This window comes from Acetobacterium malicum subsp. dehalogenans DSM 11527, assembly GCF_000472665.1.
Taxonomy (GTDB): domain Bacteria; phylum Bacillota; class Clostridia; order Eubacteriales; family Eubacteriaceae; genus Acetobacterium; species Acetobacterium malicum.
Genome location: NZ_AXAC01000014.1, coordinates 1 through 12,257, shown reverse-complemented (window position 1 = coordinate 12,257; position 12,257 = coordinate 1). Strand labels below are relative to the sequence as shown.

The 12,257-nt window shown below is 46.2% G+C and carries 11 protein-coding genes and 1 pseudogene; 7 read left to right on the top strand and 5 right to left on the bottom strand.

Features of this window, described 5'->3' with window-relative positions; all coding sequences use genetic code 11:
- Position 1 precedes the first annotated feature (1 nt).
- From A3KS_RS0106485 to A3KS_RS0106475, 3 genes are all read right to left on the bottom strand, one after another.
- Positions 2-631 (bottom strand): corrinoid protein, encoded by a 630-nt coding sequence (locus A3KS_RS0106485; RefSeq protein WP_026394230.1) that lies wholly within the window; start codon positions 629-631, stop codon positions 2-4.
- A 101-nt stretch (positions 632-732) separates the two neighbouring features.
- Entirely contained in the window at positions 733-1,530 is a 798-nt protein-coding gene (locus A3KS_RS0106480) for a methyltetrahydrofolate cobalamin methyltransferase (protein ID WP_026394229.1), read from the bottom strand.
- Between the two features lie 41 nt (positions 1,531-1,571).
- Entirely contained in the window at positions 1,572-2,552 is a 981-nt protein-coding gene (locus A3KS_RS0106475) for a uroporphyrinogen decarboxylase family protein (protein ID WP_026394228.1), read from the bottom strand.
- Positions 2,553-2,756: 204 nt separating this feature from the next.
- On the opposite strand from A3KS_RS0106475, the gene A3KS_RS22430 reads away from it, so the two are divergent.
- Complete coding sequence (locus A3KS_RS22430; protein WP_026394227.1) at positions 2,757-3,401, top strand: TetR/AcrR family transcriptional regulator; 645 nt, start codon at positions 2,757-2,759, stop codon at positions 3,399-3,401.
- A gap of 93 nt (positions 3,402-3,494) precedes the next feature.
- A complete protein-coding gene (locus A3KS_RS22425) occupies positions 3,495-4,169 on the top strand; it encodes a TetR/AcrR family transcriptional regulator (RefSeq protein ID WP_026394226.1) in 675 nt (224 codons plus the stop codon).
- Between the two features lie 48 nt (positions 4,170-4,217).
- Here the strand turns inward: A3KS_RS22425 and A3KS_RS0106460 are convergent, their stop codons facing one another.
- Positions 4,218-5,228 (bottom strand): uroporphyrinogen decarboxylase family protein, encoded by a 1,011-nt coding sequence (locus tag A3KS_RS0106460; RefSeq protein ID WP_026394225.1) that lies wholly within the window; start codon positions 5,226-5,228, stop codon positions 4,218-4,220.
- Positions 5,229-5,445: 217 nt separating this feature from the next.
- On the opposite strand from A3KS_RS0106460, the gene A3KS_RS0106455 reads away from it, so the two are divergent.
- The 5 genes from A3KS_RS0106455 (at position 5,446) to A3KS_RS22420 (ending at position 11,938) form a co-directional block, all read left to right on the top strand.
- The gene (locus A3KS_RS0106455; protein WP_026394224.1) at positions 5,446-6,969 is read left to right on the top strand and encodes a PucR family transcriptional regulator; all 1,524 of its coding nucleotides are present in this window, start codon (positions 5,446-5,448) and stop codon (positions 6,967-6,969) included.
- A 161-nt stretch (positions 6,970-7,130) separates the two neighbouring features.
- On the top strand, positions 7,131-9,056 hold the full coding sequence (locus tag A3KS_RS0106450; RefSeq protein ID WP_026394223.1) for an oxidoreductase: 1,926 nt from the start codon (positions 7,131-7,133) through the stop codon (positions 9,054-9,056).
- Between the two features lie 308 nt (positions 9,057-9,364).
- Positions 9,365-10,180 (top strand): MerR family transcriptional regulator, encoded by an 816-nt coding sequence (locus A3KS_RS0106445; RefSeq protein ID WP_026394222.1) that lies wholly within the window; start codon positions 9,365-9,367, stop codon positions 10,178-10,180.
- Between the two features lie 26 nt (positions 10,181-10,206).
- Positions 10,207-11,142, top strand: coding sequence for a diacylglycerol/lipid kinase family protein (locus A3KS_RS0106440; RefSeq protein WP_026394221.1), 936 nt, complete (start codon positions 10,207-10,209; stop codon positions 11,140-11,142).
- A complete protein-coding gene (locus A3KS_RS22420; RefSeq protein ID WP_051355703.1) occupies positions 11,129-11,938 on the top strand; it encodes a phosphatase PAP2 family protein in 810 nt (269 codons plus the stop codon). The genes A3KS_RS0106440 and A3KS_RS22420 overlap by 14 nt, the downstream gene beginning before the upstream one ends.
- Before the next feature lie 39 nt (positions 11,939-11,977).
- Here the strand turns inward: A3KS_RS22420 and A3KS_RS23730 are convergent.
- A pseudogene (locus A3KS_RS23730) lies at positions 11,978-12,257 on the bottom strand (IS4 family transposase); the annotation flags it as partial.

Genomic DNA, 12,257 nt, shown 5'->3' with positions numbered 1-12,257 from the left:
ATTAAGCGCCAATCAGTTCTTTGGCTTTTGACGCGGAGCTACCGGCGTCAGGAGCGTAACCATCGGCGCCGATTTCATTGGCGTATTCCTGAGTAACCGGCGCACCACCAACAATGACTTTCATATCTGGGTAGGCTGCTTTAATGGTTTGAACCGCTTCTTTTAAAGCTGGCATCGTCGTTGTCAATAGTCCGGAACAGGCAATCAGGACCACGTTGTTATTTTCTTTGACAGCTTCCACAAATCGCTCGGCTGGAACGTCAACACCCAGGTCAACCATATCAAATCCAGCGCTTTCAAGCATCATGACGACCAGGTTTTTACCGATATCGTGAAGGTCTCCGGCCACGGTTCCCATAATACAGGTACCCAGTGAACTGGAGCCATCGCCAGCCATGACTGGTTTTAGCACTTCCACACCCTTAGACATGGCTTTAGCAGCAATTAACATTTCCGGCACAAAGATTTCACCGGAAGAAAATCTATCCCCCACCACACCCATGGAAGCGATCATCGCATCCAGAATATCCTGGGCTTTATCGCCAGCATCCAGAGCTTCCTGAACAGCGGCAGCAACCTTCTTTGATTTACCAGTTTCGACCAATACTTTTACTTCTTCAATTTTTGACATCTTTTTCTCCTTGATTTTTGATTCGAATTTTATGTATTTCATTTATTCCCACCCGGAACCTGTGTGAGTGCCGGGTTTAGTATAACCATTTTTGCTCTTGTTTATTTTACGAAAATACCTTCCCGGAAAGCGCCAATATATTCCATACAGTATTCATCTTCACCCATCATCGCTTCAGTGGCAAACAACATCCCCATCATATCCTTGTTCAGTGGATCGAGAATAAAGCTGTCCATGCCGGCACTCATGGCCAAAACGGCAAAGGCCTGATTGGCAATCCGACGGGCGGGCAGGTTGAAGGAAATGTTGCTGACGGCGCCGGTGACATGAATGGTTGGATATTGTTTTTTTATTTCCCGGATCACTTCGGTCACCATGGCAATGCCATCTTCCGAGGTACAAAGCATTTCAATCAAGGGATCAATGTGCATGCGGGAGGGGTCGATCTTATATTCTTTGCATTTTGCCATCAGATCAGTGAAAACGTCCAGACGGTCTTTAGCTGTTTTAGGGATGCCCTTGTCACTATTTAATAAGGCAACACATTCCCATTTGGTCTCCGCCAGTACTTTGAAAGCCTCATCAACCTTACCGCCTTCCAGCGACACCGAGTTAAATAGTCCCGGTTTGTTGCAGAATTTCATCGATTCAATGCAGGTATAAACATTGGGGCTGTCCACCGCAATCGGCACATCGGTGGCATCCTGAACGATGTCGATCAACCACTTCATCGTTTCCAGTTCGATGTCATCGTCGACTGAGGCACAGACGTCGATGAAATTCGCCCCGGCTTCGGCCTGCTTGATGGCCAGGTTCCGGATAAATTCGGCATCCTTTGCCGCTATGGCCTTCCCGGTTGAGGGAATGGCCCCATTAATTTTTTCGCCAATAATTATCAATTTTTTCCTCCAAAAGCTGTGATTTAATTTATTGTTTATTGTTAAAACAGTTCGGCACTCATCTTGTCGATGGCTTCCGAAGTGGCCTCATAAACACCCGGGAATGAGCTGATTGGTGCGCCCTGGCTGAGATTGGGAATAAAGTAATGCTTGCCACATTCTTTACAAGCCCTCTCCACATGTTCCATGACGATTTCAGGGGTCCAGTCAGGAAAATCAATTTCACCGCTGTGAAGGCCGCCCATAAATGAAATCTGTCCGCCGTATTCTTTGATCAGCTCGGGAATATTGTTGGTATTCATGACGCCCTGCCAGATATCGATACCCATTTCAATCATGAAGGGCACCAGGTTCACGCCGTAGCTGTCGCTGTGATGGACAATCAGTTCCACGCCGTTATCCTTATAGAAGCCATAGATTTTTTTGTAAGCCGGTAAAATAAATTCCTTAAATGTTTCTGGCGACATAAATGACGAAATCTGGCTACCCCAGTCATCATGATGAAACAGCGCATCCGGGTGAAGGTTGTCAATAAGCTGCTGGGCGTACTGCAATTCATATTCAGTCAGGTACTCGATCAGTTCATGCATGGCTTCCGGTTCTTCATAATAACTCATTAAAGCATCTTCCATGCCCATCAGATAATGGGTCAGTTCAAAGATCCCCGGCGTTACAAAAGCGGTCACAAATTTTTCATTGCGATCGACTGCTTTCGCATGAGCAATAGCTTCGGTCCAGCGTTCGGCTGGATAATCCACTGACGGAGCCTTCACGTATTCACGCCACTCGGTAATGTCATTTAAGACCTTATGGCCATGATCATGAACTGGGAAGGACCCGATTTGACCTTCCGGCCAGCGGATGGTAATCCCCCAGGCATTTTTGACTTCAGTCCCCATAGGTGTCATAAATGCTTCTTTGGGCGATTCTCTGATCAGTTCCAGAAATTCATACTGATTGACAAACCGGTCCGGCTGGCCACCTTTAATCGTTTCCATTAAGTTTTGTCTTTTTGTTAGCATTTCATTCTCCTTTTAACATAATTCTCAATCGGTGTGATCCGATTTCGTACATTGTTTATTTTGTACTATATTAGCACATTTGAAATGCGAACGCAATCCTTTTCGTACATTTTATTTTTTGTACGATTATTTTTCAGTAACCATCTATTTCCTTCTGTGCTATAATAAATTCAAACTTATAGCGAATATCGTAAAGAGGATCTCATGAAAAAATATAAAAAAGGCTTCCAGACTGAACAAATGATTCTTCAAACCGCCAAACTATTATTTTATAAAAACGGCTATGCCAAAACCTCGATGCGGGATATCTGCGCCGAAACCGGTATTCAATTGGGGACACTGACCTATTATTTTAAGAAAAAAAAGGATATTGCCGAACGAATCTATTCAGAATTCATTGTCAGACTATTATCCTTTGTCCGAACCAACACCTATCATGATCATATGAATGGTATCCAGATCAATTTTCACAAACAGATCTACCATTACCATGCTATTTACAGTGATCCCCAAACCCAAGCCTTTCATGCTGAAATGCTCCACTCTGAATATGTTTATCAGGAAATTATCCTGAAATTATACAACCCATATTTTCGCGCTCTACCCAACCGGATGACAAAAGAGGACTTTGATACCGCTGTTTTTGCGGATACCTGTCTACGCAAGGAATTTGGTCTGCAATATATCAACGCCCCGCAAGCTAAAACAGTAACCGAACTGTACATCACCATCCAGACTTTGACCGGCCGTTTAATGCGAATTCCTGAAGAAACAACCCAGCAATATATCCAGGAAGCTCTGACCTTTTTTGAGAACCATGATGGCTCAGCAATCCGACTGTTGATTTAATGTAAAATACGCAACAAATACGAAAATTGAACTATCTAGGTTGTCAGCTCAATGTTATGACCAATCATCAACTTTTTTAAGAATAGGAAGACTATGGCAAGTTATAAAAAAAGCATCGAAACAAAAGATAAAATCATCAAGACCGCATCCGCCCTGTTTTATAACCAGGGTTACAATACCACCACCATCCGGGATATTGCCAGAGAATCTGGTCTCTCGCTGAGCCGATTAAATTATCATTTCAACAGCAAAGCTGAGGTGGCCGGAATTATCTGCAAAGAATTTCTCAGAAATCTGAATACCGAATTATTTGAAATCATTCCGGTCAAGCAGAACAAAATCCTCCGTGACACCATCCACATCCGAACTTGGATAAGCATATTTCATTCTCACAACCCAACCATGAACTTCTACTACGAACTGGCTTGCGCGAATATTCTCAGCGAACTGTTAATTGAATCAGATCACCAGCATTTTATCGAGCAGGCGGATTTTCTTAAACTGAATTTAGACGACCAAACCCTGCGGATGTATGCTCACATTTTTGTGGCCTCCCTGGTTCAGTTGATCCGAGCAAAAAAAGATGGGGATATTACCGCCAAGACCGAAGCTATTCTCGATATGTGTAACATCCTCCATCTCAAGCTGCTGGGTTTGGATCCGATTGAGCAGGATAGGATTATTACTGAGGCCAAAAGCTATGCCAGTCGAATTGAGTATGAGATGACCGATTTGTCATCGATTCGGCTGGAGTATCATGACATATAATCGTCTAATATGGATAGCTTCGGGCTGGTCGCAACTTAATTCCGTTGACTAAATTTCCAAATCAGGAACATATTCAATACCCGCTTTTTTTGCATCCATAAACGGTTTCCCGTGCTTTTTGATAAATTCCAGACAGACGGCTTCATTGGCGGGATTTAAGCTGTAGGCAACGGTCGCATCAATAATCAGGCCGGTGCCGTCACTGGCCAGCATGTTCATCCAGCGAACCACCATTGCTTCAATTTCCTGGCGACTGGAACCGGCTTTACCGAGCACTCCCTGGGTATCCAGCCCAGGCATAAAGACAATTTTGTCACCGAATTCTTTTTTGACCTGAACGAGATCATTACAGGGCATGACACTGTCCCAGCCGTCAAAACCACAGGAAAGCCAGTCAGGAATAATTTTTTCAATTCGCCCGCAACTGTGTTGTACCACATACTTGTAGCCGATTTCCCGAGCTGCTGCAACAATTCGTTGGTAACGTGGGAACAAATACTGTTTATAAAAATCAGTTGATAAAAATTGCGACGCCTGGGTTGCCATATCATCGTGGTAGACGAGAATGTCCGGCTGAGCAATTTCGAATACTTTTTTAAAGAGCCGGATTTTATGTTCGGTAATGGCTTCCAGCATTTCCCCGAATTCCTCCGGTTCTTCCATACTGGCACATAAGGCATTTTCAAAACCCATCAGAATATGGGTTCGCTCAAAAATTCCATTTAGTGAGACGTATTGGGTCATTTTTTGATCCCGGTTGGTAAAGGCCTTAGCTTCTTCGATCATTGGGGTAAAATCGACCTTGTCCAGATCGGGGATGTTGATTTTTTCCCGCCAGTTATCCAGATCCTCAAATTTGAGATCGCTGGTGTCCGGATGGGTAATGTTAAGTGCTGTTGGGCAGCTGATCCAATGACAGCCCCAGGCATCATCACCGGTGGTCATGATTGGCCGTTCGACAATATAGTCACGGATACCATAGGTGTCATTCCCCAGATGGGGAATCCAATCCGGTTTTTTATGTTGGAAAATCAACTCCATGTTTTTTCGTTCATTCATTTGTGTTTCTCCTTTTAATCTATTATTTTCAATGCAACAATTTGACAAAAGAACCAACGATGCACTATACTAGGGACACATCCATCTTTTGTAATCGTTGTTATTGGTATTATCTTTCTTTTTACAAAATAAAACATCGGACGGTTGGCCCGAGAATAAATAAAAAAAAACTGTGCCGTCGGCACAATACAAAAAACGAGAAAAAAAGGAGCTGCAAATGAAAATTTCGTTGCAGATTATCTGGGAAAAATTGAATTTAAATACCGACGAGGCCGTGCTGGAGGCCCCCAATCACTCCGTTTTTTCGGATGTGCGGCTGCTTTCACCAAAACTGGCTACCTTGAAAAGCGGCATTTTATATGTTGGCGAAGGTTCCCTCGGAAATGAATTCATTTGTGAAGCTGGCAGTGGTCTGTGTTTACTCAACAGCTCCGGTCCCTTTCCCTGTGATGCACTGGTAATTGCTGGTGAATGCTCTTTATTTGAATTGTTTAATCGCATTTCGCAACTATTTTACGAGCTGCGCACCCAGTTTGAACAACTGACCGAGGCGATCATTCAGAAAAAGGGCCTCCAGCAGGTGGTTGAAATTATTTCAAAAATCTGTAGCAACCCGGTTTATCTGGTGGATTCCAGTTTCAAGGTGCTGGGGATCCACGGTCCGAAGACAATGCCGGAAATGAGTGCCAACTGGCGGCGACTTCTCAATGATGGTTACCTGCCTTATAACATCGTGATGAATCTGATCGAGAGCAATGAGCTACAATCCATGGAATCCGGTCGCTGTGCTGATCTGATTGTTTCTAAATTCTTCTACACACCATTTATCAATTATAATATGCGTTATAAAGGTAAACTCCAGGGCCATTTTTTTGTGGTTGGGATGCTCAAAAAAATCACCCCGGGCGATGTCGAACTGACTAATTTGGCAGGACCCTATATCCTCGATGCGATCCGCTCTGACCCGCATTTTCAGACCACCCGGGGCCGATATTATGAACATTTTATTATCGACATGCTAGAAGGTAAACCGATGCGCTTAGCTCACATTAAAAATCAGGTCAGTGCCCTGAAGCTTGATCTCAATGACGGTTACACTGTCGTCAAGATCGATCCGGACCTTCATGACGAGCTGCAAAATGAACAAATCTCGCGGCAACTCGAACAAATTAACGGCTGTAAACCGGTTTTTTACAAAAATGCCATTGTCGCTGTTTTTCCAAAGCTTCAACGGCAGCAATCCAGTCTGATCAATAAATTAAAAACCTTGAGCAAGAGTATTAACGGCACCATCGGCATCAGCGATGAAATACCGGGTTTTGCCAATCTTCATCGCCTCTATCTTCAAGCTGCCACCGCCATTACCCTGGGACAGCAGTTGGCTCTGTCGACGACGATTTATCGCTATCAGGAAGTGATGCGCTATCACCCCTTTCTCGGTTTTGACAAGAAAGATGAATTGGCCGTTATGTGTCATCCGGGCATGCTGATTCTTAAGACTTACGATGCCGAACATGACACAAAATTTGTACAAACCTTGGAGACCTATTTAAAACACGAACGACACAGCCTGCCCACTGCTGCGGCCCTCCATATTCATCGCAATACCTTAAGCTACCGACTCGATAAAATTGATCAGCTCTTTTCTTTTAATCTGGATGATGCCTTTGAGCGAGAGCGAATTTTGCTGACATTGAATATTCTTTCCTATCTCAGCCACGCTTCCTTCTCTTTCGAATAAAACTGTCGCAGCAGACGGATTTTCTTTTTCGCATTCTGGAAGTAATGATCAAACAATTAAGGCACAAAAAACTTTGATAGTTTTTTAATTAACAGCTTGACCTTGAAGTGACTTGAGGGTTTATCCTATGAGTAAATCCAAATATGAAAACGAGGTACAAGATGTTCACTAAATTATTTACACCCAAGAAAATCAATCAGTGTGAGATTCCCAATCGTCTGGCGGTCACCGCCATGGTGGCCAACTATTGCAATGAAGACGGCACCGCCACCGATCGTTATATTGCCTATCACGAAGCCAAGGCCAAGGGCGGCTGGGGCTTGATTATTACCGAAGATTATGCCGTCAGCCAACATGCCATGGGCTATCAGTTTATTGCCGGGCTGTGGAATGATGATCAGATTGCCAGTCACAAAAAACTGACTGATACCATTCATCAGTATGATTCAAAAATCTTTGCCCAGATCTATCATGCCGGCCGCCAAAGCGCCAGCTTCGTTAATGGCGGCGTTCAGCCGGTGGCCCCATCGGCAATCCCCTGTCCGTGGTTGCGGCAACTGCCCCGGGAGCTGACCATTCCGGAGATTGAACAGATTGTTGAAGATTTTGGCGACTGTGCCTTACGGGCTAAACAGGCCGGATTTGATGGCATCGAAGTGCATGCCGGACATGGCTATTTAATTGCCGAATTCATGTCCACCTATGTCAACAAACGTACTGATAAATACGGTGGTTGTCTGGACAATCGCTTACGCTTTGTTAAAGAAATCTATGCCAATATCCGCGGCAAGGTCGGCGACGATTTCCCGGTCATGATCCGTTTTTCGGCTGACGAAGTGGTTCAGGGCGGCCGGGACATTTCTGAATCCCGGGTGCTGGCTAAATTATTTGCCGAATGGGGTTTTGATGCCCTGCATGTTTCCAGTGGTGCCTATGGCGATCATAATAAGGGGATTGTTTCACCGATGTATGTTTCCCATGCCTGGACTGTCGATTTTGCTGCTGAGATCAAACAGCTCGTCGATATCCCGGTCTTTACGGTCAACCGCATCAATGATCCCCGCATGGCCGATGGTCTGCTGGAAATGGGCAAAGCCGATTTCATCGGAATGGGTCGGGGCTCCCTGGCCGATCCGGAGTTGCCAAACAAGGCCAAGGCTGGTGATTTAACCTCAATCCGTTACTGCATCGGGTGTATGCAAGGCTGTGTTGGCAAATTACTGGTGGGTGAAGCCATCACCTGTCTGGTCAATCCCTCGCTGGGCCAAGAATATCACTTGGATTATAGCAAAGTCACCAAACCGCAAAAAGTCTTCATTGCCGGCGGTGGACCCGGTGGCCTGGAAGCGGCTCGCGCTGCGGCGATCAAAGGCCACGAGGTCACGCTTTATGAAGAGGGCAGCTTTTTAGGCGGTCAGTTTAAATCCGCCGCTTATCCCCCCTGCAAGGGTGAGTTGGCCACTTATACCAACTGGATCACGAGCGAACTGGATCAGTTAGGGGTGACGATTCATCTCAACCGCCAAGTGACCAAAGAACTGGTCGCCGCTGAAAAACCGGATACCGTTATCGTCGCCACCGGCGGAACCCCCTGCAAACCAGCGATCAAAGGGATCGACAAAGCCCTGGTTGTCACCGCTGAGGATGCCCTACTGGGCAATGTGGCCACCGGTGATCAGATCGTTGTCGCCGGCGGCGGTGAGGTCGGTTCAGAAACGGCGGCGCATCTGGCGATGCAGCAACGGGATGTGACCATCATCGAAATGCTGCCCAAGATCTGCAGCGATCTCGATGGCGTCAACAAGTTCAATCTGATGAAAATTCTCTGCGAATATGAGGTCAACCAAATGACCCAAACCAAAGTGGTCGAAATTCTGGATGATGGGGTAATCATCGAAAACAGCCAGGGCCAGCAGACCCTGCCAGCCGATACTGTCGTCATCGCTTTAGGCTACCGTCCCAACAACCAGCTGGCCGAAGCATTATCAGCTGTTCACAACCACGTCATCGTCGTTGGCGGGGCTGTTAAAACCAGCAATGCCATGGTGGCAATCAATGACGGCTTTAATGCCGGCCTATCGCTGTAACCCCCACTACACCGCTAACAATTAAAGATAAAAAAAGGATCGGTGCTTGTAAAAGCCCTATCCTTGAGGTTATCTATAAACTACCGTACCGACCAATTGTTAATCTGTTGTTCGCCGCGGAATCGGACAGGCTCTGCCGTGTCCGCTCCGATGCGTACAACATGATGTAACAATTGTCGGTACTGGGTTATCTTTTTTGACAGTCTAAAGGATAGGTGCTTTTTTAAAGCCCTATCCTTTTTTATTTGTCTTAGTGTATAAATGTGATACAATGAAAAAAAACTGAAGCCACTAGAGGGAGGAAAATCATGGCATATCGCATTGGGGAAGTCTCCAAACTCTTGGGTCTGCCGGTGGAGACCATCCGCTATTATGAAAAAGAGCAGATTATTGCGCCCAAACGTCAGGAAAACAGTGACTACCGCACCTATGAGACCTGGGATATCTTTTTTCTGATGGAATGCATGCGTTACCGCAGCTTTGACATTTCGTTAAAAGATATTTCCAAGATGCTTCATAATGATTCGCTGGACTTTTTTGTCGAGCGGATTGGCTTTAAACAACAGGTCATCGATGAAAAACTGCGCTATTATCAGATGCTGGAGCGCAAGATTTCCGCCTACAAGGATAAACTGGCAAGTCTGCCCTACAATGTCGGCTGCTATTGGTTCGTCAATACCCCCGAGTATCGTTATTTTACCTATGTCCGACGCGAAAACGGTGATCATTATGGCGAGGTCGAGGAAAAGCCCTTGTTTGCCAACTGGCTCAAGCAAATCCCCTTTGTCGAGTTTACCCATCACATTTCCTTTGCTGACATCGCCGACCCCCGCATCGACCGCGATGCCTGGGGGCTGTGTGTCGAAAGCGCTGACGCCGCGCTGTTAAATCTGCCGCTGAACGCGGAGGTGCAGATCCGGCCGGCGAGTTTATGTTTGTGTACGGTGATGGATCTGGGCGACTATGGCAATTTAACCTTACGCCAGTTTGACCCGCTGGTGACCTATATCCGCGACCACGGCATTGTGCCGGAAGGTGATATCATCGGCAAAATCCTGACCCGGGTCCACGCCGATGGAAAAATGCACCGTTATATTGAGTATACGATCCCAGTCAGGAAATAAAAACCAAAAAAACGGAGGACAAAACGATGAAAACGGTAGATACCAAGCTACAGCCACAGCGTGTTAAACTTATTTTTAATCCCGGTTCTGGCGTGAATGACGAATCCCCACTGCAGATCATGGCGGTCGTTAAAGAAATGCAGGCCCGGCAGTTAATCCCGGAACTTTATTTAATTGAACCCGACAGTAACTTGCAGGAAGTGGTCGATGAGGCCATTGCCCAGGGCATTGAGCTGTTTGTGGTGTGTGGCGGCGACGGCACCGTTTCTTCGGTCACCAAGGCGCTCTACGGTTCAGCGGCGACGCTTGGCATTGTTCCCACCGGAACCCGCAACAATATCGCCTTGAGTCTCTGTATCCCCACCGATATTGCGGCGGCCGTCGCCATCCTCAGCGAAGGACAGCGTTTAAAAATAGATCTCGGCCTGGTCATTTGCAACGGTGTCAGTACACCATTTATCGAACTTTGTTCGGTGGGATTATTTTCGACCCTGTTCCCCGCCGGGGATGACATTCAGCACGGTAACATCACCCGGATCGGCGATTTTCTGGGCATTCTGACAACTGCTCCGCCCTCAGACATCCATCTTTTTCTGGACGATAGTCAGGAAATCAGCGAGTTGGGTCATGCCGCATTAATTTCCAATATGCCCTATATCGGTCGTAATTACCAAGTCGGTGCGCCCGATGCCTATCATGACGGCTTACTGGATGTGATGTTTTTTGCCGATCTATCCAAGCTCGATTTAATCAATTATATTCTGACTGGCGTCGGCACCGATAACCCCGAGGATCCCCGGATTTTGCACTATCAGGTCCGTGAAATGGTCATCGACACCGAACCGGCCATGGCGGTGATGGCCGATGGCATCAGTTTGGGCGAAGGGTCGGTGCGTATCCAAGTCCAGCCCCAGGCTTTGTCGGTTATGGTCGGGGCGACCGCGTCACATGAAGAGCAATAAGCCGGATCAGTCCGGTACTGACAATGGCCATAAAGCAACTAAAAAAAGCCCCTTACCGGTGGCTAAAATTCGCGACGCCGGGCAGAAAATCATAACCGGGATCCGCCATATCCCCCCGCTTTACTGGTTAATTATGGTTGCGATTGTCCTTGTTTCATTTCTGCTCGTTATTCCTGATTATGTCTGGATCATTTTTTCAGACGCCGTCAAAAGCCAAAATTCGCTGCTGATCCTGGTCCTGATTTTTGCTTTAACCACGATTTCGCTGGTGTGGTCGGTTGGTCAACGGATTGATGTCTGGGTTTTTACTTATTTTAATATGCATGGCCGCCGCCGGAGCTGGCTTGATGGGACGATGCTGTTATTGACGCAGCTTGGCAACGGGATTTTTGCGATGATCCTGGCCACTCTTTTGTATTTTTTGGGGTACCACGTCCTTGCCTATGCCTTTATCTTAGGCACCTTATCATTATGGTTTGTGGTAGAACTGATAAAAATGCTGGTTCATCGCACCCGACCCTATAAAAAGATTGAAAATAGTCGCATTGTCGGGTCACGAGCCAGAGGCTGTTCTTTTCCCAGTGGCCATACCAGTCAGTCCTTTTTTATGGCAACCTTTCTCTTACCCTATTTTCACGTCAACTTTTTTATCGGGTTGGCTGGTTATCTGCTGGCATTTTTGGTCGGGATCACCCGGATCTATGTCGGCATGCACTACCCCCGGGATGTCCTCGGCGGGGCGATGCTGGGAACCGCCTGGGGACTGTTAGGCGTGATTCTTATACAGTCATTTTGAATTTAACAGTGGCGGATGATTTGGTATTAATTTAATAACTCAACTTTCCCAGCCCAATTGACCAAACAAAGCCTTGATAAAAGAGGCCTGAGATTCAATCCATTGCTGGAGTTGATTTTTTAACAGAGTAGACTTTCTAGAGCCTACCGAATTCAATTGTTCAACAAATAAGCTCATCAAACTTTGAAGAGCGGTTGAGAGTGCCATATCCTGGATGTCATCACAAAGCCTGAAGAATAACTCACACAAGGTTTTATCATCATTTTCGTTTCGGCGAAGCCATTCCAGCAGGATGTATCGGGTAAAAACAATGGTTGTG